The organism is Paenibacillus sp. GYB004, assembly GCF_036577605.1.
In the GTDB taxonomy this organism is placed as follows: domain Bacteria; phylum Bacillota; class Bacilli; order Paenibacillales; family NBRC-103111; genus Paenibacillus_AB; species Paenibacillus_AB oceani.
Window position 1 is genome coordinate 60067 of the sequence record NZ_JARBDB010000040.1, and the last position, 24923, is coordinate 84989.

Genomic DNA, 24923 nt, shown 5'->3' on the forward strand with positions numbered 1-24923 from the left:
TTTATTTCGTCGGCATCATCGGCTGGAGGCCTTGGCCCGCTTCGGTCAGCGTCTGCTCCACCCGGCGGCAGAAATCATACGCGTTAAGCAGGCCGGTCCAATACAGCTTCACGTCCCGCTGCATACGGGACAGCTGCAAGTAGCTTAACTGCAAATCCCCCACAGTCCGGTACGAAGGGACGATCTCGCGGTACATCCCGTACCGGGACGGCCGGTACCCCGACTCCTCGCCCCGCCATTCGGCGGCACGCCGGTTCGCCGGTATGCTCATCGTGTTTTTGCGAATATGCTGCTGCGTCTCATACCCGCTCATAAATTCGGCAAGCAGCAACGCTTCTTCGCGGTGAGCGCTCTGCCGGTTGACGGCGGCCCCGATAAGCACCAGCATCGTCCGGAATGAATCAAATTGCGGCAGCGGCGCTATATCGTAGGTGACGTTCGCCCGCTTCAATTCATTCAGGCCGAAATACGTCGTCATAATCATCGACACTTGCCCGTCCCTGAATAAATCCTCCGCATCCGTATCGCTGGCCGACAAAGCAATCGGGAAGGCGTCGGCCATGCCCAGCAGTTGCTTGCCGACCTCGAGGCTGGCGATCAGTTTGTCATCGTCCACGACGTACCGTCCTTCGCCGTCCCTTTGGAACACAACGCCGTTCTGCAGCAGAAAAATCGGCCAGCGGTTGCGCATGAACATATTGAAGTAAAAACCGAACCGGACTCCGGGCCTCGCCAACTGCACCGCATAATCCAGCAGCTCCGGCCACGTCCATCCGCTGTGGGGCTCCGGCAGCGCGCACTCTTCGAGGTGGTCCTTGTTGTAGCAGATGATCACCGGCGAGAAGAGCAGCGGCTGGACGACCGGCGGGTTCATCGGCGGCAATAGCGGCATTAGGAACGGATACGTATCCGGATGGATGTCGCAGGGCTGCAGCAAGTCCGCCGCTCCTTGCGCCATCAGCTCGCGCACGTTCATCTCGTTCACCGTCACGACATCGAGCAGGCCCGTCTGCAGCTGCTCCAGCACGAACGGGACGTAGCCGCTCGTCGGCAGAGCCACCGTCTGCACCTGAATATGCGGGTATAACGCATGAAACCGGTCCAGCAGCCCGCGAACTCCCGCATCGTTCTCCATCGTGCTGTGGTACCCGAACCGAATGACCGTATGCGGCTTCTCGGGCTTCTCCGTCACTTTATTGCCGATTCGCGGAATTTTCTCGATCAGCCGTTCCTGGACGAGCACGTCCAGCCCTTTGCGAACCGACTGGTTGCTCAGCCCGTACATCCCTTCCAGATCGCTCTCGGACGGCAGGAAGTCTCCCGCAGCGTATTTGCCTGTCACGATACCGGAACGAAGCTCCTCGATCATATGCTCCAACCGCTGTCGAAAAAATTTGCGACTTCCTTTGTCCACCATCGATTCTCCTCACATTTCCGCACGGTTCCTACGAGTCGCTTGCTCGCCGCTGTAACTCATTTCTAACCCGTTCATTTCTCTTCAATATAGCCTATGTCCGAAATTCAAGTCAACTCTCGCACACCTTCCGCTCCGCAAACCGAAACAATAGGGCGTATAACGTCGGTGCGATCATTGGGATTTTTTCGGTAATCGCATGTTTGGCGAATTATTTAAAGATCCCGTTACTTCCACCCTCACAAAAGTCGAGGGGGAAATCGAACATGTTAGGGTACATAGATTTGGAAAGTAATTCTACTACAAAGGAGCTTTCAAAATGAAAACAAAGAAAGCATGGTCAATCGCAGCAGCTTGTCTGGTGGCAACAAGTCTTATGGCAGGATCCGCCTTCGCGGCCAAGCCGAACGACAACGGCAACGCGGACAATAAAGCGGAAGCTGCGGCTCATTCTAATGCGGCTGCGAAAGAAAAGGAACCGAAGGTCGAGTCGGAGTCACAAGATTCTGTTACCTCCGATACCTACGGCAACAACGGTAAACAAGGATATAAGGGGCTTCTGAATGCCTTGGAGAATGTGAAGGACAAGCCGGCCGGACCTGTTATCGCAGACCTGCTGCTGAACAAATACGAAGTCATGCTTAGCGCGGAGCAAAAGGCTGAACTGGAAGCGTTAATCGAGAAGGACAAAGCGCTTTCCGCCGTTGCCGATATTTTGGACAGCCAAGGCAATGTAACCGATGCGGTCTATGTGCAAAAGGATGCAATAAGAGCTAACCTGAAAAATATCGATTCTTACAAAAAGTTGGGCAAGCTTTATGAAAAACTGGGGAAAAAAGGCGTTAAATTGTATGTAAACGGTGAAGAACCGGCAGTCGAAGTGCCGCCATTCATCCGTGACGGCAGCACGCTGGTTCCTTTCCGCGCCATCTCGGAGGCTCTAAAAGCAGAAGTGAGCTGGAATGGCGACGAGCGTTCCGTCACAGTTACGCGTGACGATATCACCGTGAAGCTGTTTATCGACAATGCAACCGCTTATGTGAATGGGAAAGAAGTGACTTTGGAAGTACCGGCTGCAATCGTTGAAGGAAACACGGTAGTACCGGTTCGTTTCGTTAGCGAGGCTCTAAAAGCAGCTGTAGAATGGGAAAGTGAAACGCAATCGGTTGTGATTACTGAAGAGGAATAAGGCGTACTATTCATCTAGATTTTAAAAAGCAATAAATAAATTTTTCTAAACGAAGCCCGAAAGCTCCGGCCAGGATCATAAGCCGGAGCTTTCGGTACGTTTATTGCAGACGGCTCGGTAGTTAAATGTCGATCGACATTAGCCTGATCGGATTCGTCTGTAAAGCTAATTTCTTTTCTCCATGGCAATCAAAATCGTTTTGATAACAATAATTCACGCTCTTTTTGGTAGCCTGAATTCTGGTAAACTTGAATTGCCCTTTCATTAGTTAACCCCGTGAGCAATTTGACACTTCGCACTCCGCGCTCCCGAAGCCCCTCCTCCAGCAACGAGATCATCCCGGCAGCCAGTCCTTTCCTGCGCGCGTGTTCTTGCACATACATTTCCGTTATTTCTCCATACGGATGATCGTAACAAAATGACGAAAACCATTGGGCACAAGCGAATCCTACGACTGTATCATCCAAGCAGGCCAGCGCAACAAGTTCCCGGTTACTTTCAATTGACGCCTGTACCTGTTCAACGGCCCGATATCCGCCGTTAAATTCCCGGTTTAAACGGACAAGATCTTCCGCGTCCTCGATGGTCGCCCATCTCACATGTGTAGCTGCGTGATCCACTTCATCATCCTCCAGCTTGCTTTCAAAGTAGGTGTACAGTTTTAAATTTCCTCGGCTACTGTTCGAAACGCAACGTAAAAATGATTGCCCGCTCGAGCCGGCTTAAGGATTCCGGAGAGAAATCCGCGGTGTGAATTTCATTATTGCTAGTTCCTTGCATCCCCCACACATGAACGGAGCCCTCGACCGGAAAGGAACGCGGTTCGGCAAAAGAGATCACTCCTCGCGCGGTCAGCTGTTCGTCCCACGGAGCAGTAAAGGTAACGAGGCTGGACCCGGAGCTGACTTTTATCCGTATCGAATCCTGCTTCCCTTCCACAGAAACGGGCTCCATCGATATGATGACCTCCACCTCGCGATTCGGATCATCCGCTGAATGGAGGAACAAATCGCCGACGGAGCCTAATGAAGCCGTTCTCCTCCCATTTTGCCAGATGCCGATATCCAGACTTGCATTCGGCTTGTTTCCTTCATAGTGCAGCCGGAACGCTCCGGACATAGCGCCCAGGAACGGTTGAAACTTGGCTGCCTCGCCTTTGAACAGATCGACGGGCGTCACCGTTACGGCAGCGGGCTGCTGCTCGCTTTCAGGTACGGGATTCCCGACTTTCTCCGTGCACCCCGTCAAAAGCAGCAGCAAGATACAAACGCCCGTTATGAATCGCATAAATCCTCCTCCGTTCACACAAGCTGTCCCGATAATATTCCCTACAACCTCATCACAACCATTTTACCTCAAATTTTGGAAAATCGCTCCACCTTCTCCCACATACAAACCCAGCACTTTCGGAGTGCAGGCCAATCGCACTGAAATGTACCTTCATTGCCCCCTGCCTCTCCGATGAGATATACTAGAAGGAATGTAAATTATTTTTTCAACCTCTAAGGAGCTTCAGCCATGCCGGACGTGCCTCTTGTAGATATCGCCTATCAGGAAATTCGCCAAAAGCTGTTGAATGGACAATATTTGCCGGGGAGTCTTCTCTCGGAGAGCGACCTTGCCGGCAAACTGAATATGAGCCGTACTCCCGTTCGGGCGGCAATCTCCCAGTTGGAGAAGGACGGCTTCGTCGAAACGTTGAATAAACGCGGTGTCCTGGTAAAAGAGATCGACGTCCAGGAGCTGTACGATATGTTCGACCTGCTGAATGCCTTATACATCTATGCCCTCGATCAATTCGACGAGCATGCGTACGAGCTGGATCTGGAGGCGTTCAAGACGTATTTGGACCGGCTGACGGAGGCGAGCGCGGAGAAAAGAGACCGCGATTACTACGAGAACGGGCTGTTGTTTATGCGAACGATCCTCGAGGCGCTCGATAACCGGTGCATGGAGCAAACGTTCGATCGCTACAAAGACAAAATTTTGTTTTTCGTCGTCGCTCACCGCTCGATGGAAGGCAAGCATCGTCCCTATACCGGCAAAAAGCTGTATGCAGACATTTACCGGGTCCTGTGCGACAAAAACTACCGGGAAGCCAAGCTGATGATTCTCGAATCGAAGCGAAACCTGCGGGAGGAATTGCTGCGGACCGGTTTTAAAGCCATCTCACACCGACATGCGTGAACTTTGCTCGGTTCTTATCCCCCATACACTCGCGACTTCTTCCCGGAGGACGCGAGTTTTTTTGCGCTTACCGCCGAATACCCCCTTTTACAAAATCGATAAATCCCGTTAACACTGATCTTACATACAAGATTTATAGTTCTTGTATACAAGTTTATTTTCGTTCCACAACCTACACTTTCCTATTTGGAGGCGATTTCGATGAAACCTATTCAATTCGTGCACCTGACGGACACCCACATGAACGCACCCGACACAGAAGGCCCGTTCGCGAAGCTGCAGTTGGCGGAAAAAGTCAAACACGTTTTCGGCCATATTCAACAATCCGGCCTCCGCCCTTCTTTCCTGCTCATCACAGGCGATTTGTCCCATGAAGGCGACACCGCAGATTACGCCTACATCCGCAAACTTCTTGACGAAGGCTCCGAAACGATTAGCGCGCCCGTCTATGTCGTACTTGGCAACCACGATCACCGCGCTCCTTTCCGTGAAGGGTACTTGGGCGAGACCGCATCCGAAGAACCTTACTACTACACGCAAACGATCGACGGCCTGCGGCTCGTCGGGCTGAACTCGCAAGTTCCGGGAGCACACAACGGAACGATCGACGACCGGCAGCTGGCCTGGCTGGCCGAGCAGCTCCGGACGCCGGCTCCCTGCGGGACGATCGTCGCCATCCACCATCCGCTGCTGACGATCAACGGCATGCCCGGCGATCACAGTCTTACAAACCGTGATGCGCTCATGGATGTACTCGCCGGTACGGACGTCATCGGAATGATGGCGGGGCATGTGCATTCGAACAATGTCGGCTCGTTCCGCGGCATCCTCAGCGTTGCCGCAGCCGGTACCGCATTCGGCGGGGAACTGGCTGACGCCGAGCATTTCCGCATGTTCGACGCCTGCAGCTATAACGTGGTGACCGTCGATCAAGACGGCGTCGCCGTATCGACCGTCACTCTCCCGACTTCGAACGCCGAATTTTTCCGTTTTCCGCTGAAGGCGCTGGCCGAGCAGCACTAATTATTTCAATAGAGACAGGAGATTTCGATTCCTTATGACTAGCCACACGATCCCGCAACCAGAGTGTCTTCTTCCTCTGGAAGGCGCCTTTAATTTCCGCGATATGGGCGGATACCGGACGGCTGACGGCCGCACCGTCAAGCATGGTCTGTTCTACCGCGCTGCCGAGTTGACGGGGTTAACGCCGGGCGATCATAAAGTGCTCGAGGCGCTTGGCATCCGGCATGTGCTGGATTACCGCAACCGGGCGGAAGCCGAGCTGAAGCCGGACCCGCAGATCGGGCAAGCCGTCCTTTCCCGCGTTCCCGCCAATATGGCAGCCGAATCATCACCGCACGTTACCTTGGAGCAAATGTTCGAAGCCGGCATGCATAAGGCGTTTACAGCCGACATGCTGACGAAAATGTACGCGGCGCTGCCGATCGGCAACGAAGCCTACAAGCATCTCATGAAGCTGCTGGCCGAGCCGGAGCTCCACCTGCCCCTCGTTCATCACTGCGCCGGAGGCCGCGACCGGACAGGGGTAGGCAGCCTGCTGATTCTGCTGACGCTTGGCGTTCCCTATGAGACGGCGGTGGAAGATTTTCTGCTGTCCAATGTAACGCTGACCGCCTATCACGATCATTTGTTCGAGATGGCCTCCCGGTATGTAAGCAAGGAGGAGCTCGAATCGTTCCAGGAGGCGATGCTGCTCAAGCAGCCGCTTTTGGATGCAACGAAAACTTCCATTCATGAAACGTATGGGTCGTTCGAACGTTATCTGCAAGCCGAATTCGGAATCGACGCAGCCGCCAGAGAACGAATTCAAGCCTATTGTCTTCAATAAACATGGCAAGTGTAGTTCCGATCCCACTCATTCTCTGGAGGGCGTAACCATGAAACGGATTACGAAAACGGCAGCCATCCTTACAATCGCAGCCGCAACAGCCGTCAGTCTCACCGCATGCAACTCCAACGCCGGATCTGCCGGCCAAGCGGAGCTGGGCAAGCTGGACCCGGGCAAACCGACGAAAGTCACCTTTTACTCGTACAGTCTGGCCTATCCGACGATGAAAGCCGGCATGGAGCAGCTGATTCGGGAATTCAACGAAACGGTAGGCAAGGAGAAGGGCGTTGTGGTGGAGGGCGTAGCGGATGCGAGCTTTCAACAATTTAAGGCCGACATTTCCGCCGGAAAGCAGGTCGATGTCGTTCAGCACGCTTTCGGCCCGCTCGACAGCTCCCGCTTGACGCTCGGCTTTAAAGCTTATGAGGACGTATTCCCCAAGGACGTCTTGGATGAGCATTTCAAAGGCATTTCCAACAACGCGTTGGAGCTGGGCAAAATCGACGGAAAGATGTACGGCCTCGCCTTTACGTTCAGCACGCCGATCGTGTTCCTTAACGGCAAGCTCTTCCAGGAGGCGGGATTGGACCCCGCCAAGCCTCCGCAAACGTGGGAAGACATCAAAGCCGCCTCGCTTAAAATTAAAGCCGCAACCGGGAAGGACGGCTTCGGACTTGCGCCGAACAACGGCTGGATTACGGAAGGACTCATTCTCAGCAACGGCGGCGAGGTGCTTGCCAAGGACCGCAAATCCGTGACATTCGGAGAGGATGCGGGCGTCAAGGCCATGCAAATGTGGAAGGACTTGTACCAGAACGGCGCTCACGCCAAAGGCAGCGACGCCGAGCTATCCGAGCAGTTCATGGCAGGCAATCTCGGCATGTTCGTTACGTCGACCGCCCTGCACAGCGGATTCAAGAAGGCATCGGAAGCGGGCGGCTGGAAACTGTACGGCGCCGGGCTGCCGCGATTCGGCGACAAGCCTGCGGTGCCCGTCAACTCCGGAAGCGTACTCGCCATCCGTCCGGACAATCCGGTAAAAAGCGCTGCCGTCTGGGAGTTCGTCCAATTCGTAACGGGCAATCGAGGTTATACGATCATCACGTCCTCCGTCGGGTACTTGCCGCTTCGCACCGCGCTCGCCGACGATCCGAATTATTTAAAGAGCTTCGTCGACCAAAACCCGCTGTATAAAATCAATCTGGCGCAGCTTGAACAAATCAAGCCGGTCGCCATCTGGCCGGGCGAATATGCGACGGAAATATCCACCGCCTTCTCCGACGCCGTCGCCAAAACGATTATGACGAATGAAGACGCGGCGGCCACGCTCAAAAAAGCGCAAACCGAAATCAACGCATTGCTCAAATAAGCGTCCGAAATTCCGAAACTAGTAACGGAAAGGAACTGTTATGAGCCAGGTTATCGAGAACTCGTATGCTCCCCCTTTGACGGGGCGGCCGTCTCTCACCGGGAAACGGAAAGGGAACCGAATCAAGATGCTGCGGCGCCTGAAGCCTTATTTGTACTTGTCGCCGGCTTTGCTGTTGCTTGCCGTCTGGATGTACAAGCCGCTTCTTTCCACCTTTTATTTGGCTTTTCACAAATGGAGCATGGTGCCTGGCACCGAACCGGCCTTTGTCGGTTTGGACAACTTCACGCGCCTGCTAGCCAACAAAAGCTTCGCCGATTCGATCGGCAACACGGTTTTTTATACGATCGGCTTGCTGCCGTTCTCCATCGCAATTCCCGTCCTGCTTGCGACCGTAACGCATCAGATGACCGGCACCATGAAAAACGTATACCGTGCTTTATTTTTCATCCCGATGATCCTGGCCCCGGTGTCCGTAAGCGCGATATGGCGCTGGCTGTTTCACCCGTCCAACGGATTGGTGAATCAGGTGCTGATCCAGACCGGGCTGCTTCAGGAACCGATCGCTTATTTCTCGAATCCGGACTTCGCCAAATGGATCATCCTGCTCATCACCGGCTGGAAGATGATCGGTTTCAGCACGCTTATGTTCTCGGCGGCGTTAACCAGCATCAACCGGGAGTATTACGAAGCGGCTTCCCAGGACGGCGCCGGGCGGCTCGCGTTGTTCCGGCATATTACCGTCCCGCTCCTGTCCCCGATGATCTTGTTCATGCTGACGATGAGCATTTTGTTCTCGAGCCAGTGGACATTCGCTTATATCGATATTTTGACCGCGGGCGGACCGTACGGCACCTCGACGAACATTTATTACGAGATGTACAAGTTCGGCTTCTCCAACCTCAACGTCGGGTTCAGCTCGGCAGCGTCCATGATGTTTTTCTTCGTATTCGGGCTGATCGCCCTGGCCTTGACCGGATTGTCCCGCAAATACTCCTTTTACGACAACTGATGAGGAGACGACGATGAAACGCACACCTCCGGCTTTAAAGCTGATTCAACACGGACTGCTCGTCGCCATGAGCGCGGTGGCCATATTCCCGCTGTATTGGATGATCATTTCTTCATTCAAAAACGAATCCGAAATTTTCACCTCCAGCCTGCTTCCTTTGCACCCGACATGGAGCAACTACAAGTATGCGTTCACGGAAATGCCGATTATCCGGATGCTGCTCAATTCGCTCGGCATGTCTACCTTAATGACCGCGTTTCAGCTGGCTACGAGCCTGTTGGCCGCTTACGCGCTGGTTCGCTGGCGATTCCGGGGGCAAACGTTTATTTTCATGCTTCTCAGCTTAACGTGGCTTATCCCGTTTCAGTCGATCATGATCCCGAACTACGTCTTGGTCAACCAAATGGGGTTAAACGAACAACTGCTTGGCATCGTTATCCCTTTTGCCGTGTCCGCCTTCGGCATCCTGTCTCTCTACCAGAGCTTCCAGTCGTTTCCCCGCGTGCTGATCGAGGCGGCGAGCATCGACGGCCAGAGCGATTTCGGCATTTTGACGAAGCTGATTTTGCCCAATATCCGCTCGACGATCGCCTCGCTCGGCATCATCATGTTCATCAACAGCTGGAACGAATACTTATGGCCGATGCTGATCACCAAAAAGATGGAGAACGCACCGCTGCAGATCGGTCTGAAGCTATTCGTCAACTCGGATACGAACATGTGGGGATCGTTGATGGCGGCGACGACCGTCTCCTGCTTGCCGATCCTCCTGCTCTACCTGACGCTTCAGCGGCAAATCGTCGATTCGTTCGTGCGCTTCGGGATTAAATGACATCTGTGCGAAAAAAACAGCGGCTATCCGGGACGCGAAACGAAAGTCCTGGATTGCCGCTGTGTTGATTTGATCCTGACATACTGTTGTCAGGGAAGGAGGGTTACCATAGAGATATAAACGAACAACACGCCACAATAGACACGATCCCCCAACCATCCCGATAACAAAGGCGGCCAAGCGATGAATACACGAACGAACCGAATGCCCTTAAGCCGAAAAACAGCAGCGGTCCGCAGGTGCTGAGCAGACGTGCTCTCAATCGCGCGCTGTTGTCCCGGCAGATGCTCCTGCAGCGGGCGAATACGCCCGTCATAGAAGCGGTCGAGCGCCTTATCGGGATGCAAGCGCAATCTCCAAGCGCCCCTTATTTCGCTCTATGGAGCCGGCTCGCCGATTTTGAACATGGACAGTTAAGCCGGCTTCTGCTGGAACGGAGTGTCGTCCGTATCGTCCTGATGCGGGGGACCCTCCATCTTGTCTCCGCGGGCGATTGCCTCGTGGTCCGGCCAGCCGTTCAACCCGTTCTGGATCGCTGGCTGCGCGGCACCTTATCCAAGAAACTGCATGGCGTTGACCTGAACGAATTGACCTCCGTAGCGCGAATTTATATCGAAGAAGAAGCTCTCACTTATCATGAACTTACGACGTAACATTTCATTATTGAAAAAGCCTCCTTGTTAGTAGCTCGCCATGATTAAAAAGATCTCCGCACAGTTAAACTTTCTTAGTCAAAGGAAATAAAACGCAATCCTTAATCGTATCGCTATCAGTCAGCACCATCAACAGGCGTTCTATGCCAAATCCCCAGCCGGAGATAGGGGGCATTCCATATTCCATCGCGGTAAGATAATCTTCATCCATCTCCATTGCTTCTAAGTCCCCGCTGCTCTTTAGAAGGGCTTGAGCCTCTAACCTTCTTCTTTGTTCAAGCGGGTCGACCAGCTCGGAATAGGCATTAATGATTTCCGCACCATTCACTACCAACTGAAAACGGTCTGTAAGGGTTGGATTTTGATCATTAGCTCTAGCTAGTGGAGATAAATCAATCGGGTGCTGAACCAGAAAAGTCGGCTTTACCAGTTGGGGGCGGCACATCTTCTTGTACAGAAGATCAATAAAATTACCTCTGCCTAAAACTTCAAGATCTGCATGCTCTAAATCGATATTTTTCCTTTTCGTTTCCCGGTACAACTCTTTAACATCAGGGTACAGGTCTATATCAATCCCTGTGTCTCTTAAGATTAAGTCCCTAAAGGAAATTAGGTCCCATTCTAATGAGAAATCGATTATGCGGCCTTTTATTGTAATAGTTGTCGTATCAAAGGTTTCCTCAAGAATATACAGGATCATATCACGCATGAGTTTCATGGTGTCGACATAGTTCCAGTATGCAGCATATCCTTCAACCATCGTAAACTCTTGAAGATGTTGAGGGCTGATCCCTTCATTTCTGAAACACTTTGCGAATTCGAATATTTTGGTAAAGCCGCCTATAATCAATCGTTTTAAATAGGTTTCCGGGGCAATACGCAAGTTTAATTCCGTATCTAACGAGTTATGATAGGTCCTGAAAGGTTTAGCTATTGCACCTGAGGACGTATGCTGCAAGACCGGCGTTTCTACTTCCAAGAAATGTCGATCCTCCAAAAATCGCCGAATAGCACGAACCATTTTCGTTCTGGCTAACAAACGTAATTGGGTTTCCTCGGTCATGATTAAATCCAAGTAGCGCTGCCTGTACCGGGTTTCAATGGAACTTAACCCGTGCCACTTATCCGGTAAAGTACGCAAAGCCTTCCCAAGAAATACGCAGCTTTGAATCCGCAACGTTTTCTCATTAGTTCTAGTCGTATACATATGTCCCTCGACCCCAATAAAATCCCCAATATCCACCAATTTATGGAATTGTTGAAACAACGCCTCTCCAATCTCTTCCTTATTCAAAAGCAGCTGTAAACTTCCTGCTATGTCCGATAGGGTGATAAATGTGAATTTACTGAAGTTTCTAATACCCCGTATTCTTCCCGCGACTCGTACATCCGAAATTCCGTCTTCAAGCAGAGAGGCTTCAGAAAGTTCATAATTGGCAGAAAATCTTTCGGGATATACCGGGATTCCTTGAGATCTTAAAGTCTCTAATTTCTCTAACCTAAGGCTCGTTTGTTCATTACTCATTCATCTCACTCCAGTTTTCGTTTATGTAACTAAAAAATCAAAAAACTCCCGTCTTCAAGATCATTAATCTTGAGGACGAGAGTTATTCACTTCGTGGTACCACCTCAGTTTATCGATATGTTGCCATATCAACCTCTTCGGGTACGGCAATTTTATAAAAAAATTGATTATACCCTATCTCTATAACGGGAGATCCCGTCGCAGCATCACTAAGAAAACAATCTTAGATCCATGCGAAGCTCCGAGTCTTTTTTCATTTAGATCCCTATTACTCCTTTCCACCAGACAGGAGCTCTCTGTAAATAATGAATCCAAATTACTTTTCTCTTCATAGCCGTATGTTATTTTTTGAAAATTTAAAATTAACTTAGCAAATAGAAATGGTTGTTGTCAACTTCAATCTTCCTGCGCCCTTTATTAGTGAAGAATCATTAACTATTTTTAATCCATTCAGCTATAGTGATCGTATTTCCGTCCGGGTCAACCACATCAAAATATTTTGAACATGGATCATTATCGTATCGTTCGCCTACTTGTACTCCGTCCTCTCTTAATTGAGCGTAGAACGCTTCAATATCGTCTGTCTTCAATTCGAAGAGTGAAGCTGGCACCCCTTGTCGGATGAAATGTAAAGGGGTTCTCTCTGCTTCTTCATGCAAGAAGACATTTGGACCTTCATCGCCAAGTTGAATAATAGCATTGGCACCCGAGGAGGAACGCATCGGTTCCCGAACCAATTTGCAGCCTAAGTGCCGGACATACCACTGTGCAGAAATATCGACGTTTTTAACCGGGAAATTGAGACAGGAGATCCCGACGATTCGTTTTACTGATTTTTGCTCAAAAGCTTCGCTTACTTTTTGTTTACTCAACGCCTGCTCCGTCAAATCAAACAACCCCTTTTTCAATTTTTCTTCGGCTCTTCTAGTACAATATGCAAGCTTACTTACCTGTTTAACAAGGACGCCGCTTCAAATTCATCTGAGGATATGCATAAGATTCGTGCCCAAGCAGCGAAACCCTCTTGATTACAGCTTGCATTAGAAAAGTTATCCTGCCTCCTCTTCTTACCAGCTGCTCCCCTTCATTTTATCCATATTAAACTTTATAATAGGTGGACGGTTTCGTTCGCAAAAGTAATAATATGGAAGTGAAGTGATGCCTTGATGGAGGATTGGATTCTGCTCGTTGTGATTGTCCTTGCCGCCTCACTGCTGCAGACCAGTACCGGGTACGGCTTTTCAATTATCGGCACGCCGTTTTTGTTTCTGATTTACCCGGCTCATACCGCTATTCAGATCAATATTATTCTGTCGCTCTGCCTTTCCTTTGTGATGATCTATAACATTCGCAAGGAAATCGATCCGGTTTTATTAACCCGATTAATCAAAGGCAGTATCCTGGGGTTAGTACCGGGAATTTTCATTTATTTATACGTGGATGTTCAATGGTTGAAAATGGTCGTAGGCGGCCTGATCCTGCTCTTGACGGCACTTCTGATCCTCAAGCTGACTGTCCGGCAGACCGTAACCAAAGATTATGTCACCGGCGGCATCTCGGGTCTGTTAACGACGAGCATCGGGGTGCCCGGACCGCCTCTGCTGCTCTACTTCGCAGGCGTCGGCACTCGCAAGGAGACGCTTCGCAGCACTACGCTGGCCTACTACCTGTTCGTCTATTTGGCCAGTTTGATCATGCAAATCGGATTGGACGGGACGAATTCCGAGACGTGGATCTCGGCTGCGATTGCGTTGCCTTCGCTGTTCCTCGGGATTTTCCTGGGGCAATTTTTATTTAAGTATATGAATCAACAGGTATTCAAAATGATTACGTACGTCATCCTGCTTTTTACCGGGTTTTATCTGTTGATCAGCAGTATGTAAAAAACCTCCACTCCCGCGTTCTAACGGAGTTGGAGGTTTTTTATTCCATCGGGCCCGGGAGCGTTCCCGGGGTTCATCCGACCGGAGAACCGCAATATTCGCACTCTTTGCTTTGGCCTTGTACCAGCTCGGTCTTGTAGCCGCAGCCCGAGCATTCTACGACTTTCACAGCGGGTACGGCTTCTTTTTTCACGGGAGCAGCAGCGGGCGCCGCCTGCATGCGGGAGTACCCCGTCTCGATCACGATGTTCACGTCATGTCTGTGAGGGACGGCATGCGCGTTCCGGAACAACACTTCGCGGGAATACGAATCTACGAACGCGCCCGGCAATCGTCCGGTATAGATCATATGACAGATATCGTTCATCACCGTATGGGCATTTTGTTTGGTCATGTCCGCGATTCGGTCGATCGATGCGATATGCTTATGTACGGTCAGATTTTCGTAATAGGTGTACATCTGATGCAGCTTACGCTCCTTGCGTCTGGCCCATAAACCAAGGAGGACGCCGGGAAGCGCAAGGAATAGAAACGTAATCGCGGCGAACAGGACGACATCCCCGGGATGCTCCTGAACCATCGCCACCATGTACACGAACGACATGAACGCCCAAACGACCATCAACGACACGGAAATTAATTTTATATCGTCAATTTTCAAATGATTGGCGTGGCGGTGCTTGTAGATCCGGAACAGCAGAAAGAAAACGCCGATCGGAAAAAACAACGTACAGCCAATAAACACCAAACAGCCGTGAACGGATGGCTTTGCCTGATAATTCATCCGATACTTTCTCCTCTCGATGCCTCGCTCCGAAGCTTGCGTCTCCGCGTCTCCAGATCCGTGAGCACGTCCTGTGCGAGCTGCCGGGCCATCTCCAGATGACCGGCATGACCGTTCTCTTCACGCAGCAGACGCACGCAATTCTCCAGTTCCCTCATTTGCCACAGCAAGCTGTCTTCCAGTTGGGAGACAGAAGGGCGGCTGACCGGATCGCCGGCGGACAAGCGCTCGGCCAATTGTTCCACAAGCGAATGCAGCAATTCCTTCTCTCTGCCGCTCCCGTCTAACGCCAGCAGCTCCCGGATTGTGTGCAGGGAACTTTTCATTTGCTTCATAAATACGCTCCGCTGTCGAAGCTCCGTCTCGTGTTTCGCAACGAACCGGACGTACCGGCCGGACGCCTTTACACCTGCGGCGAGCAAGACGAGCATGCCGGCCTGAACCCCGGCATAGACAGGCCACGACAGGCGGAAAGCAAACCCGAACACGAACGTAATCACCAGTACAGCCGCTCCATACAGCACGATCAGCGTGCCTTGCACCAAATAAGCCGGTACCAGCTGTTTCTCCTTCGCTCCGGCTCCGACCCGCTCCCAAACAAAGCGGAAGGCGAGAAGCTCGGCTACAAGCATAGCGGCCCCGGAGACGATACTATGCACAAGCGGCAAGCCGATCCGGCTCAACAATCCGAACGAACCGGCGGTCGCGGCAGCCGCGATTAGAAAAAGCACCGTCATCAAGCCAGTCACGTTGCGTTTGCTCATCGTCTTCTCCTCTCAACCCAGCTTATGTCCGCATTCCTTGCAAAACTTCTCTCCGGGTTGAAACTCCTGCTTACACGAGCTGCACTGCAGCGTCTGACTCTGCCCGCATTCCGGACAAAACTTGGCTCCCTGCGTTATCGAAACGCCGCAATGCCTGCACCCTCCGGCCATCGCCTGCCCGCACTTGGCGCAGCTCCGGGCGTTCGCCGGGTTGTCCGCTCCGCAGGCTGCGCACGGATGGTACGGATCGCCGCAATTGGAGCAAAACTTCGAACCTGCGGTAATCGGGTGGCCGCACTTGCTGCAGCCAGACGCCGGGGCGCTCGCCTGCCGGGACAGCTCGGACATCGTTCTCCCCATCGTGCCTCCGATTCCGGCTCCCATCTCCATGCCGATGCCGACTCCCATAAACGTTCCGGAAGCCGCCTCGTTTTGCGCCGCACTTTGCAAGGTGTCGAACGTCCGCTCCTGATGATACGTGTAGCCGAGAATGTCCATCTCCGCTTTTTTGGCCAAAGCTTCCTTCAGCCGTGCCGTTACGGAGTCGCTTTCCGGAATGTTGATCGAGTCGGTATGAAAGTTCACCAGCCGGATTCCGTAGGATTGGAATGCCGGAGCGATCCGCTCTTCGATATGTTTCGATATTTCGCCGACATACGCATTGATCTCCAGTATGCTGATCTTCTTATGGATCAAGTAGCTCGAGATCAGTTCGTTAATATTCATCATCATGACGGCCCGAAAATGTTTGCCGAGCGTCGCCTGATCGTATTCCTCAACCGTTCCGATCAGCTTGGTCAAAAAACTCCGGGTGTCTTCGATCTGAATGCCGAACTGCCCGAACGCCCGCACCGATACCGGAACCTGGTATACCGGGTCCTTCAACTGGATCGGCGCCGCCGTCCCCCATTTTATATTCAGCGTCCGCAGCTTGTTGACGAACCACACCTCCGCCGTAAACGGCGACTTGCCGCCGAACGGAAGCTTGACGATCGAAGTCAGTATCGGAATATTTTGCGTAGAAAGCGTATGGCGCCCGGCCGGAAACACATCCAGCGCCTGTCCGCCCATGAACAATAACGCCTCCTGCGACTCGTTCACGATCAGCTGAGTCCAGGTGCCCAGCTCCTGATCCGGATATTTCCAGGCCAGCACATCGGCAGGCCCGTCGTATTTCACCACTGTAATCAGTGCCATCGTCCTATCCCCCTGTCGATCGGTCCATTCTTTCCCTCGTAAAGACTATTCTGATTATAGTACGAACAAACTATTTTTTCGATTCCTATTTATAGCTAGTGTCGAAAGAAGGACGGAACGCAAGGAGATCCGGCTGGCCGCAGCGAATAGTAGATTCATGGAAAATAGACTAGGAGGCCGCCTTAATGAGCGACTTAGAGGCAAAAAGCATAAATGATCTACAGCAACTCGAACAATCTTTACAAGCACGGTATGAGGCGTATCAAAGCCGCAGGCTGCGCCTGGACATGTCGCGCGGCAAGCCTTGCCCGGAGCAGCTCGATCTGTCGATGGGCATGCTGGATGTACTAAGACCGGACGAGGCGCTGAGGGCGGCGGACGGTACCGATCTGCGCAATTACGGAGGGCTGGACGGCATTCCCGAAGCAAAGACGCTGTTCGCTTCCATCCTGGGCGTCCAGACCGGCGAGATCCTCATTGGCGGCAACTCCAGCCTGAATATGATGCACGACACGATCTCCCGGGCGATGCTGCACGGCGTAGCCGGCGGCGAAGTGCCGTGGAGCAAGCTTCCGTCGGTCAAATTTCTGTGTCCGAGCCCGGGGTACGACCGCCATTTCGCAATCTGCGAGCTGTTCGGCATCGAGATGATCGTCGTCGATATGCGGCAGGACGGTCCGGATCTGGACCGGGTCGAGGAGCTGGTACGGGGGGACGAGTCGATCAAAGGCATCTGGTGCGTGCCGAAATACAGCAATCCGGACGGTATCACGTACTCGGATGAAGTCGTCGATCGTCTGGCCCGGATGGTGACCCAAGCGTCCGACTTCCGGATTTTCTGGGACGACGCGTACACGGTTCACCATCTGAGCGATACGCCCGACCGCTTGAAGCCGATTCTGGAGGCTTGCCGGGCTGCGGGCCATCCGGATCGTCCGTTTATTTTCAGCTCCACTTCCAAGATCAGCTTCCCCGGAGCCGGCGTAGCGGTGATGGCCGCCAGCGAGCATAATCTGAGCTTCATCCGCAAGCAGCTCTCGGTGCAGACGATCGGACCGGATAAAATCAACCAGCTCCGTCACGTTCGCTTCTTCGGCAGCGTTGACGGCGTTCACGCCCATATGGAAAAACATGCTGCGATCATCAAGCCGAAGTTCGAAGCAGTGCTGGACATCCTCGAGTCGGAGCTGGGCGGACTGGGAATCGCCTCCTGGAACAAGCCGAACGGCGGCTACTTCATCAGCCTGAACACGCCGGACGGCTGTGCCAAGGAAGTAGTCCGGCTGGCCGCCGATGCCGGGGTCACCTTGACGGGAGCCGGCGCCACGTATCCGTACGGACACGATCCGCGGGACCGGAATATCCGGATCGCTCCGACCTTGCCGCCGCTCGGGGAGCTGCGGACTGCGATCGAGGTGCTGGCGCTGTGCGTGCAGCTGGCGAGTGTGCGGAAGCGGCTTGCCGGAAGCCAGTAAGCCGGTACAAAGCCTCATTTCTCTAATTCAACTCAAACACATCTGGTCAGGCAGCCTTCGTTCACGAGTTGAACCGAGGCTGTTTGTTTTACTCGGATAATCGCGATTCTATTGCCGCTTTCGGCAGCAGGCTGCCGCTAATTTGGGGAGGGATTCCAGGATGCGTCAATCCATCGTTATTTGTATTAGCGGTCCTTCGGGTGCAGGGAAAAGCTCATTAATGGAAAGAAGCGTCGAGCTTCTCGAAGATGCAGTCAGTTTTTATTTCGATGCCTATCAATCGACGCTTCGGTTTCCGGACGATTTGTTCGAGAGGATCAACCGCGGAGAGAAGGTCAACCCCCATGAAGTTAGAAATGACGAGTTTCTTAGGGATTTGACTCAGTTACACAATGGAATGGAAGTAACCGATCCTTGGAACAGAAAATTGATGCCAGCCAAGTTTATTATTGTGGAGGAGCCTTTCGGACGACTTAGGGAAGGGATGGACGCGATCATTCATACCTCGGTTTGTATCGATCTCCCGCTGGAGATTTCTCTGTGCAGAAGGATGATTAGAAATCTGACCTATGATTATGTAAACGAACCGCCGCAAGAGCGGTTGGACCGGATCTTGAACTATGTAACCAGCTATCATGATTTTGAAGGAAAGGCGATGCGACACCTCTACGAACACCTTAAATTAAGGTCGGATCTGCTGCTGGACGGTCTTAAATCGAAAGAAACGATCGTTCAACAATTACTGGAACATTTGAAGGAAATCAATCAGCGTCAGCAGTAGCCGGTGTTCGTTCGTGACCGGCCTTTGATTGGTCCTTATCCTCCAGGGGGAATGCGAGGCTAATGATAACCGCAGTTGCCGGGCACGAGGCCAATTGCATTTCGAACCGGATTCCGGTATGATCAAGCTGACAATTCAACGTGTATGTGTAACTGGCGGAGCATGGGGAACCATGAGGGAGCACATGGACGGTAACGGCCGTACGCCTGGGCAGAGGTAAGGGGACTTGGTTTCTCCTTGCCTCTTTTTGGTTTTCTTGCGGGAAATGGGCATGACAAAATAGAACGAATTGAGGGACAAGCCGATGTTGCGTACAACCAAATTGCTGCTGTTAGGCTCTGGAGAACTGGGGAAAGAAGTGATCATCGAAGCTCAGCGCCTGGGCGTGGAGACGGTCGCCGTAGACCGCTACGCGGACGCGCCTGCCATGCAGGTCGCCCACCGCAGCTACGTGATCGATATGCTGGATGCGGAGCGGCTGCGGGCCGTGATCGAGCAGGAGAAGCCGGATCTGATCGTACCGGAGATCGAGGCGCTGGCCACCTCGGAGCTGGTGAAGCTGGAAGCGGAAGGCTACCGCGTCATCCCGACCGCCCGCGCGGCGAAGCTGACGATGGACCGCGAAGGGATACGCCGGCTGGCCGCCGAGAAGCTGGGACTTCCGACGGCCGGCTACAAGTTCGCCGATACGTACGAACAGTTCGTGCAAGCCGTCAAGGAGACCGGCTACCCTTGCGTCATCAAGCCGCTCATGAGCTCGTCAGGCAAAGGGCAAAGCGTGTGCCGGGAAGAGAGCGATATCGAGAGCAGCTGGAATATCGCGATGGAAGGCGGTCGGGTACAGAACGGCCGGGTTATCATCGAAGAGTTTATCCGATTCCAATCCGAGATTACGCTGCTGACGGTCCGTTCCGTAAGCGGGACAAGCTTCTGCGCTCCGATCGGACACATTCAGGAGAACGGAGATTATATCGAGTCTTGGCAGCCCCACGAGATGACGGAACAGCAGATCGCGGAAGCGAAGCATATCGCGAAGACGATTACGGACGAGCTCGGCGGTTACGGCTTGTTCGGCGTCGAGCTGTTTCTGGCCGAAGATAAAGTGTACTTCAGCGAAGTTTCGCCGCGGCCTCACGATACCGGGCTGGTGACGCTGGTCACGCAAAATTTGTCCGAATTCGCCATCCACGTCCGCGCCATCCTCGGCTATCCGATTCCGGAGATCGTACTGGTAACGCCGGGCGCCAGCCGGCCGCTGAAGGCGGATCGCGAGCTGGAGCATTACCGGATCGGCGGTGCGGCCGAGGCGCTGGCCGTCTCGAACACGCAGTTGCGCATCTTCGGCAAGCCGGTTACGAAGGCAGGACGCCGTATGGCGGTAGCTTTATCGTCCGCTCCCACGGTTCAAGAAGCACGCGACCGCGCCAAGCAGGCGCTGGACAAGCTGTCCGTCGAGGAAGCATAGGAGATTCAACCGATCCGGAACAGGAACAAGACACGGGGCCGCCTCCCTGCCCGGGATTCGGGTAATACTTTGCCCCAGTTGTACAGGCTCCCATCCCCTCTACAACAAAGAAAGCAGCAGGCTCCGCGCCTCGCTGCTTCTTTGACTTGGACGTTTAGACCAGAGTCCGATCGCTCCGGCTAGACGTCTGTACGGCCCGTTCCCGGCACACGGCTTCGTTCAAGAACGAGGCCGACCCGGGCACTGACGCGACCTGCCGTACATCCCCCCGCGGGAACCTTACTTGTTCCCGTCGTGATCGTGTTCCTTCGCTTGCAGCTCGCGCAAATATTCGTCCAACCGGTCGTATCGTTCCTCCCATAGACGGCGGAACGACTCCAGCCAGCTCTCCAGCTCGAGAAGCGGCTCCGGACGCAGCCTGTAAATACGCCGATTGGCGACCGGATTCACCTCGACGAGCCCGGCATCGTGAAGAACCCGAAGATGTTTGGAAGCTTGCGGCTGGTTGAGTTCGAGCCTCTCGGTTATTTCCCCTACGGTAAGGGGGCCGTCGCGCAGAAGTTCGACGATGACTAAGCGGTTGGGCTCGGCTAATGCACTGAATGTGGTCGTATCCATGACCTGAACCCCACTCCATACAAATAATGGTGCTACGGATATCCGCCGGCGCACGCGCTAGACCGGATTCGAGATCCGTGCCGCCCTCCGGCAATGAACCGGATAACAGCAAAACAGCTAATCTTATAACGTTATCATGATTAGCTCCGGTTCGTCCATCCTTTCGGCACGCCGGCCGGCAGATTCGCCGTTTTTTTCTGCGCGCGGGCATTCAGGAAACAAACGGATGATCCGAACGGCCCCGGATACGGATACTATATCCTAAGCAGGCTCGTTCAGAAATATACCGGGTTCATCCGATCAGGAACGAAGAGTCCTGTTAAACCATACAAAATGCCACCCCAAACAGCCAAACCCGAAAAGCCTCCCAACCTGTAATCTGTCCAAACTTCCCTTCCGCGGTCCGGTTACTTCCCGTACAGCTCCGCCAGCTTGTATTTCTTGATCTTCAGTCTGGCCAGGCAGATGCCGTCCTCCGGTTCGCCCGCACAATAAGCCAGCAGCAGCGAATCCGCTGTAAAATGAATCGCCGTGTAACAGTACCCGCCCCGCGTCTCTTCTCCTTCTATCGTAAAGCGGTGCCCCCACGTCTTCCCGTCATCCGTGCTGATCGCGCCGACCAGCGGGATGCGCCCCCAGGAATGCCTCTCCAGCGTCCGGGTCTCATAGTTCGGGACCGGATTCCAGACAGCGAACAGATCGCCGCTCTCCGGATTGCGCTTGACCGACAAAGGCGAGGTCGGCGAAGTGAACCGCGACGGAACGGCGGGACTCCACGTCTCCCCCCCATCGAACGAAAACATCTCGTATTGGCGGCCGAGATCGGTGCGGGCGTAAGCCCATAAGGTGCCGTTGGACAACTCGACGACCCCCGGCTCCTGAAGCCCGCTGCCGCAATGCGCCAGCGACAAGGAACATCCGCTTTTCGCTTCGCGCCACGTCGCCCCGTCGTCGTCCGACAAGTAAAAGTAGGCCATACCCCGCTGGTCGAACGATTTCCAGTCGGTCGTGCTGTCGGTTCTCATTTTATGCAGGGCAGCAGGTACTATGGTCCGACCATTAGATAAACGAACGACCCTGTCATTATTCGTTACATAGTAGCCCAGGCCCGGGACGCAGCACACGGGTTCCCCCCAAGTCTCCCCCTCGTCGGATGAACGCCATAACCGGAGCCGCGTGTCATGCCAGCCGTAACGGATAATATAAAACAGCCCGACATCGCCGTTGCCCATCCTCAGCAAAGATACGCTCATCAGATTCAGCGCGTCATAGTCGCCCGGATGTGCCACAATCCGGTCATCCGACCACGTATCGCCGCCATCGGACGAATAGCGGACTGCAATACACGCCGCCGCCTCATCGCTGTGCGAATCTCCGATAAACCGGCTGTACGCGAACATCAGCCGTCCGTCCTTCAGCTCCAGAAATGCACCCTCGCTGTTGCGGGGATTCCCCTTGGCCGGCCTCAAATCGAGCACGACAGTCCCTTTATTGTCCATTCCATTGCCCCTCCCTATACCGAATCCGATGAAATGCACCCGGGCGGCTGATCGTACATTGCGGCTGCTGCATCAACAGATCGCAAGCCAAACCGGGCAGCGCTTTCATTTTAACCGCACTTGATTTGGATCGTCAATCTATTTCCATCTTCAGGATGCCGCCCCGCCGCAGCATCCCCCCTTCACGCGTGCACAGTCCATTCCGCGAGCCGAGAAGCTTCAGCAAGGTTGCCTTATTCCTGTTGCCGCTTAACTGACCAGAGTTCGTGTCCCCGACTAGATCTGTTATGTAAAATATTTGTAGACCAATTGAAAATCAATGAAAATGGTGATAAAATCCGATTACAGTTACCTGACTACGGTAAGGCAACTACTAATTCGCCGAGGGGTCATGCAGGTGAGCCGAAGAGACGAGATCAAAAAAGTTGCGGTCAGCCATCTTCTGCAGTTCGGTTACGAGGGGACGAAGCTGGCGGATATCGCCCAAGGAGCCGGCATTAAGAAGCAGTCGATATACGCTCATTTTGCAAATAAAAGAGACCTGGTCGTTGAAATCCACGAAGAGGCGACCAAGCAGGAGATCGCCTTTCTCACTGCGTTTTTCGATGAACACCGGGGTAAGCCGCTGCCAAAGACGATGCAGACATTCGCTGCCGAGATGAAGGAGCGTTACGAGACGAACCCGAACGTGAAGCTCATGTTCCTGATGGCGTTTATGCCGCCCGAGCCGCTGCAGCAGCTGTTCATCACCTTGTACGACCTGTACTCGCATCATCTGCTGCATCTGCTGGAGCTCGCCTTCCGCAGCGATCTTACGCTTCGTGCGGACCCCAAGGAAGCCGCACTGGCCGTCCATACGGTACTCGAAGGATTGTCCGCGAAGCTTATATTCGGCAGTCCCGATTATTTTATCCAGGCGTCCGAAACGACCTTCTCCTTCTTATGGAAAGGCATTCTTCATTCGTAACTGTTATCGAGGTGTATGATGCATAATGAAAACCAAAAGCTGACGGCCCTGGAATCCGATTCCGTGGGCAAAGTATTCGTCCGTTACCTGATCCCTTCCATGATCGGGATGTTTATGATGTCGATCAATGCGGTCATTGACGGCATATTCGTAGGAAACCGTTTCGGCGAAGTGGCGCTTGCGGGCGTTAATGTCGCGTTTCCGGTGTTTTCGATTTATTTTGCGGTCTCGCTGTGGATCGGCATCGGGGGAGCGGCTCTGTATTCGAGGCATCTGGGCGCCAAGCAGGTGAATCAAGCCCAGTCGGTCTTCACCCATTCGCTTGCGCTTATATTCGGCCTGACGCTGATCATCGCCGGGATCGCTTATGTGTTCCGACACAACCTGGCCATTTTTCTCGGGGCCAACGACGATACGATGCCGTATGTGATGGAGTTTATGAACGTGCTGCTCGCGTTCGGCTTTATCGTAACCGTCCAGAATACGTTCAACATTTTCGTCCGCAACGACGGCAATCCGAACCTGGCGATGATCTCGCTGATCGTGACTTCGATATGCAACGTGGTATTGAACTATCTGTTTCTGTTCGTGCTCGATTTCAGCGTAGCGGGCTCGGCCTGGGCGCTGATCGGCGCTTCTGCGATCGGGACGCTTGTGCTGGTCACCCATTTTCTGCGCAAGGAATGCTCGCTGCGGTTCGTGAAGCTGCGCTTCTCTTGGGAGCTGCTGAGAAATACGTTCACGATCGGCTTCCCGAGCTTCGTCGCGGAGCTGGGCATCGCCGTCTTCATGGCCGGCTACAATATCGCCATGGTCCGCTGGGCCGGAACGCTCGGCGTGTCCGCCTTCTCCGTCCTGAACTATGTTCACAGCGTGATGCTTATGCTGTTCATCGGCATGGGGGCGGGCATCCAGCCGCTTATCAGCTACTACCGCGGAGCGAAGCAGCACGTCCGGGAGCGCCAGACGATCCGGCTCGCTGTCCAGACCGCTTTCGGCATCGGCTCCGGCATCTTTCTGATCGGGCTCGTCGCGGCGGACGGGATCGTGTCGCTGTTCGGCTCGTTCGCCCCCGAAGTCCGGGAGATGGCCGCTACCGGCATCCGGCTGTTTTTTATCGGCTACTTGTTTATGGGCGTCAATTTCGTGATGATGACCTACTTCCAGTCAACCGATCAGGTCAAAATGGCGACCTGGATTACCGTGGCCAGGGAAATGCTGTTGATGGTCGCCATCCTGTTCACGCTGCCGCATCTGATCGGCACGACCGGCATCTGGCTGGCGATTCCGCTCTCCGAGCTGATCGTCGTTATTACGGTATACGCCTATATCCGCAGACGCGCGCGTATCGCTCCTGCAGCGAATTCGGCCGTGTAACGTTCCTGCGGCGGGAGATGTTCGGCTTCCGGACAAGTACACGACGCGGCGGCCCTGCTGGAAGGGACCGCCCGTTTTTGGGT

Annotated in this window: 24 protein-coding genes, 1 riboswitch and 1 other annotated feature; of the genes, 14 read left to right on the plus strand and 10 right to left on the minus strand. The window is 53.5% G+C overall.

Annotated features, from left to right (window positions below; genetic code table 11):
- Nucleotide 1: 1 nt before the first annotated feature.
- Entirely contained in the window at nt 2-1414 is a 1413-nt protein-coding gene (locus PV433_RS16600) for an extracellular solute-binding protein (protein WP_332073186.1), read from the minus strand.
- A gap of 319 nt (nt 1415-1733) precedes the next feature.
- Here PV433_RS16600 and PV433_RS16605 point away from each other — a divergent pair, with 319 nt between their 5' ends.
- Nucleotides 1734-2603: a copper amine oxidase N-terminal domain-containing protein gene (locus PV433_RS16605; RefSeq protein WP_332073187.1), complete on the plus strand. Its 870-nt coding sequence runs from the start codon at nt 1734-1736 to the stop codon at nt 2601-2603.
- A gap of 188 nt (nt 2604-2791) precedes the next feature.
- Here the strand turns inward: PV433_RS16605 and PV433_RS16610 are convergent, their stop codons facing one another.
- Entirely contained in the window at nt 2792-3223 is a 432-nt protein-coding gene (locus PV433_RS16610; protein WP_332073188.1) for a GNAT family N-acetyltransferase, read from the minus strand.
- Nucleotides 3224-3278: 55 nt separating this feature from the next.
- The gene (locus PV433_RS16615) at nt 3279-3890 is read right to left on the minus strand and encodes a hypothetical protein (protein ID WP_332073189.1); all 612 of its coding nucleotides are present in this window, start codon (nt 3888-3890) and stop codon (nt 3279-3281) included.
- 231 nt (nt 3891-4121) lie between these two features.
- Here PV433_RS16615 and PV433_RS16620 point away from each other — a divergent pair, with 231 nt between their 5' ends.
- The 7 genes from PV433_RS16620 to PV433_RS16650 all read left to right on the plus strand — a co-directional run bounded on the left by PV433_RS16620 (nt 4122) and on the right by PV433_RS16650 (nt 10505).
- Nucleotides 4122-4790 (plus strand): GntR family transcriptional regulator, encoded by a 669-nt coding sequence (locus PV433_RS16620; protein ID WP_332073190.1) that lies wholly within the window; start codon nt 4122-4124, stop codon nt 4788-4790.
- Nucleotides 4791-4991: 201 nt separating this feature from the next.
- On the plus strand, nt 4992-5813 hold the full coding sequence (locus tag PV433_RS16625) for a metallophosphoesterase family protein (protein ID WP_332073191.1): 822 nt from the start codon (nt 4992-4994) through the stop codon (nt 5811-5813).
- Nucleotides 5814-5847: 34 nt separating this feature from the next.
- A complete protein-coding gene (locus PV433_RS16630; RefSeq protein WP_332073192.1) occupies nt 5848-6639 on the plus strand; it encodes a tyrosine-protein phosphatase in 792 nt (263 codons plus the stop codon).
- A 49-nt stretch (nt 6640-6688) separates the two neighbouring features.
- Nucleotides 6689-8008, plus strand: coding sequence for an ABC transporter substrate-binding protein (locus PV433_RS16635; RefSeq protein WP_332073193.1), 1320 nt, complete (start codon nt 6689-6691; stop codon nt 8006-8008).
- 40 nt (nt 8009-8048) lie between these two features.
- Nucleotides 8049-9020 carry a carbohydrate ABC transporter permease gene (locus tag PV433_RS16640; protein ID WP_332073194.1) on the plus strand — a complete coding sequence of 324 codons (972 nt, stop codon included), beginning with the start codon at nt 8049-8051 and terminating at the stop codon, nt 9018-9020.
- 13 nt (nt 9021-9033) lie between these two features.
- Nucleotides 9034-9852, plus strand: coding sequence for a carbohydrate ABC transporter permease (locus PV433_RS16645; protein ID WP_332073195.1), 819 nt, complete (start codon nt 9034-9036; stop codon nt 9850-9852).
- Between the two features lie 239 nt (nt 9853-10091).
- Nucleotides 10092-10505 carry a DNA glycosylase AlkZ-like family protein gene (locus PV433_RS16650; protein WP_332073196.1) on the plus strand — a complete coding sequence of 138 codons (414 nt, stop codon included), beginning with the start codon at nt 10092-10094 and terminating at the stop codon, nt 10503-10505.
- 64 nt (nt 10506-10569) lie between these two features.
- Here the strand turns inward: PV433_RS16650 and lysS are convergent, their stop codons facing one another.
- Together lysS and PV433_RS16660 are read right to left on the minus strand one after the other, a co-directional pair.
- The gene (lysS, locus tag PV433_RS16655; RefSeq protein ID WP_332073197.1) at nt 10570-12030 is read right to left on the minus strand and encodes a lysine--tRNA ligase; all 1461 of its coding nucleotides are present in this window, start codon (nt 12028-12030) and stop codon (nt 10570-10572) included.
- Between the two features lie 68 nt (nt 12031-12098).
- Nucleotides 12099-12371 (minus strand) — a binding site (T-box leader).
- A 90-nt stretch (nt 12372-12461) separates the two neighbouring features.
- Nucleotides 12462-12917, minus strand: a complete 456-nt coding sequence (locus PV433_RS16660) for a VOC family protein (RefSeq protein ID WP_332073198.1) — start codon at nt 12915-12917, stop codon at nt 12462-12464.
- A 279-nt stretch (nt 12918-13196) separates the two neighbouring features.
- Here PV433_RS16660 and PV433_RS16665 point away from each other — a divergent pair, with 279 nt between their 5' ends.
- A complete protein-coding gene (locus tag PV433_RS16665; RefSeq protein WP_332073199.1) occupies nt 13197-13913 on the plus strand; it encodes a sulfite exporter TauE/SafE family protein in 717 nt (238 codons plus the stop codon).
- A 73-nt stretch (nt 13914-13986) separates the two neighbouring features.
- On the opposite strand, the gene PV433_RS16670 is transcribed toward PV433_RS16665, so the two are convergent.
- From PV433_RS16670 to PV433_RS16680, 3 genes are read right to left on the minus strand one after another with little or no spacing between them, the layout of a single operon-like run.
- Entirely contained in the window at nt 13987-14697 is a 711-nt protein-coding gene (locus PV433_RS16670) for a hypothetical protein (protein ID WP_332073200.1), read from the minus strand.
- Nucleotides 14694-15461 carry a hypothetical protein gene (locus tag PV433_RS16675; RefSeq protein ID WP_332073201.1) on the minus strand — a complete coding sequence of 256 codons (768 nt, stop codon included), beginning with the start codon at nt 15459-15461 and terminating at the stop codon, nt 14694-14696. The genes PV433_RS16670 and PV433_RS16675 overlap by 4 nt, the downstream gene beginning before the upstream one ends.
- Nucleotides 15462-15473: 12 nt before the next feature.
- A complete protein-coding gene (locus PV433_RS16680; protein ID WP_332073202.1) occupies nt 15474-16658 on the minus strand; it encodes an SPFH domain-containing protein in 1185 nt (394 codons plus the stop codon).
- A gap of 185 nt (nt 16659-16843) precedes the next feature.
- Here PV433_RS16680 and PV433_RS16685 point away from each other — a divergent pair, with 185 nt between their 5' ends.
- From PV433_RS16685 to purT, 3 genes are all read left to right on the plus strand, one after another.
- Nucleotides 16844-18133 (plus strand): aminotransferase class I/II-fold pyridoxal phosphate-dependent enzyme, encoded by a 1290-nt coding sequence (locus tag PV433_RS16685; RefSeq protein ID WP_332073203.1) that lies wholly within the window; start codon nt 16844-16846, stop codon nt 18131-18133.
- A 160-nt stretch (nt 18134-18293) separates the two neighbouring features.
- On the plus strand, nt 18294-18914 hold the full coding sequence (locus PV433_RS16690) for a hypothetical protein (protein WP_332073204.1): 621 nt from the start codon (nt 18294-18296) through the stop codon (nt 18912-18914).
- A 138-nt stretch (nt 18915-19052) separates the two neighbouring features.
- A riboswitch (ZMP/ZTP riboswitch) is annotated at nt 19053-19133 on the plus strand.
- A gap of 85 nt (nt 19134-19218) precedes the next feature.
- Entirely contained in the window at nt 19219-20379 is a 1161-nt protein-coding gene (purT, locus tag PV433_RS16695) for a phosphoribosylglycinamide formyltransferase 2 (RefSeq protein ID WP_332073205.1), read from the plus strand.
- A gap of 279 nt (nt 20380-20658) precedes the next feature.
- Here the strand turns inward: purT and PV433_RS16700 are convergent, their stop codons facing one another.
- Both PV433_RS16700 and PV433_RS16705 read right to left on the minus strand, forming a co-directional pair.
- Nucleotides 20659-20997, minus strand: coding sequence for an ArsR/SmtB family transcription factor (locus PV433_RS16700; RefSeq protein WP_332073206.1), 339 nt, complete (start codon nt 20995-20997; stop codon nt 20659-20661).
- Nucleotides 20998-21404: 407 nt separating this feature from the next.
- Nucleotides 21405-22496, minus strand: a complete 1092-nt coding sequence (locus PV433_RS16705; protein ID WP_332073207.1) for a sialidase family protein — start codon at nt 22494-22496, stop codon at nt 21405-21407.
- A gap of 397 nt (nt 22497-22893) precedes the next feature.
- Between PV433_RS16705 and PV433_RS16710 the strand changes: the two genes are divergently transcribed.
- Complete coding sequence (locus PV433_RS16710; protein WP_332073208.1) at nt 22894-23463, plus strand: TetR/AcrR family transcriptional regulator; 570 nt, start codon at nt 22894-22896, stop codon at nt 23461-23463.
- A 15-nt stretch (nt 23464-23478) separates the two neighbouring features.
- Entirely contained in the window at nt 23479-24840 is a 1362-nt protein-coding gene (locus tag PV433_RS16715) for an MATE family efflux transporter (protein ID WP_332073209.1), read from the plus strand.
- Nucleotides 24841-24923: the final 83 nt, after the last annotated feature.

Excerpts from the sequence above, each read along its gene's own strand:
- PV433_RS16635 (WP_332073193.1), top strand. The coding sequence starts at position 6,689 with ATGAAACGGATTACGAAAACGGCAGCCATCCTTACAATCGCAGCCGCA.
- PV433_RS16700 (WP_332073206.1), bottom strand. The coding sequence starts at position 20,997 with ATGGATACGACCACATTCAGTGCATTAGCCGAGCCCAACCGCTTAGTC.
- PV433_RS16640 (WP_332073194.1), top strand. The coding sequence starts at position 8,049 with ATGAGCCAGGTTATCGAGAACTCGTATGCTCCCCCTTTGACGGGGCGG.
- lysS (WP_332073197.1), bottom strand. The coding sequence starts at position 12,030 with ATGAGTAATGAACAAACGAGCCTTAGGTTAGAGAAATTAGAGACTTTA.
- purT (WP_332073205.1), top strand. The coding sequence starts at position 19,219 with ATGTTGCGTACAACCAAATTGCTGCTGTTAGGCTCTGGAGAACTGGGG.
- PV433_RS16625 (WP_332073191.1), top strand. The coding sequence starts at position 4,992 with ATGAAACCTATTCAATTCGTGCACCTGACGGACACCCACATGAACGCA.
- PV433_RS16680 (WP_332073202.1), bottom strand. The coding sequence starts at position 16,658 with ATGGCACTGATTACAGTGGTGAAATACGACGGGCCTGCCGATGTGCTG.
- PV433_RS16715 (WP_332073209.1), top strand. The coding sequence starts at position 23,479 with ATGATGCATAATGAAAACCAAAAGCTGACGGCCCTGGAATCCGATTCC.
- PV433_RS16665 (WP_332073199.1), top strand. The coding sequence starts at position 13,197 with ATGGAGGATTGGATTCTGCTCGTTGTGATTGTCCTTGCCGCCTCACTG.
- PV433_RS16675 (WP_332073201.1), bottom strand. The coding sequence starts at position 15,461 with ATGAGCAAACGCAACGTGACTGGCTTGATGACGGTGCTTTTTCTAATC.
- PV433_RS16615 (WP_332073189.1), bottom strand. The coding sequence starts at position 3,890 with ATGCGATTCATAACGGGCGTTTGTATCTTGCTGCTGCTTTTGACGGGG.
- PV433_RS16670 (WP_332073200.1), bottom strand. The coding sequence starts at position 14,697 with ATGAATTATCAGGCAAAGCCATCCGTTCACGGCTGTTTGGTGTTTATT.
- PV433_RS16620 (WP_332073190.1), top strand. The coding sequence starts at position 4,122 with ATGCCGGACGTGCCTCTTGTAGATATCGCCTATCAGGAAATTCGCCAA.
- PV433_RS16705 (WP_332073207.1), bottom strand. The coding sequence starts at position 22,496 with ATGGACAATAAAGGGACTGTCGTGCTCGATTTGAGGCCGGCCAAGGGG.
- PV433_RS16630 (WP_332073192.1), top strand. The coding sequence starts at position 5,848 with ATGACTAGCCACACGATCCCGCAACCAGAGTGTCTTCTTCCTCTGGAA.
- PV433_RS16645 (WP_332073195.1), top strand. The coding sequence starts at position 9,034 with ATGAAACGCACACCTCCGGCTTTAAAGCTGATTCAACACGGACTGCTC.
- PV433_RS16605 (WP_332073187.1), top strand. The coding sequence starts at position 1,734 with ATGAAAACAAAGAAAGCATGGTCAATCGCAGCAGCTTGTCTGGTGGCA.
- PV433_RS16685 (WP_332073203.1), top strand. The coding sequence starts at position 16,844 with ATGAGCGACTTAGAGGCAAAAAGCATAAATGATCTACAGCAACTCGAA.
- PV433_RS16690 (WP_332073204.1), top strand. The coding sequence starts at position 18,294 with ATGCGTCAATCCATCGTTATTTGTATTAGCGGTCCTTCGGGTGCAGGG.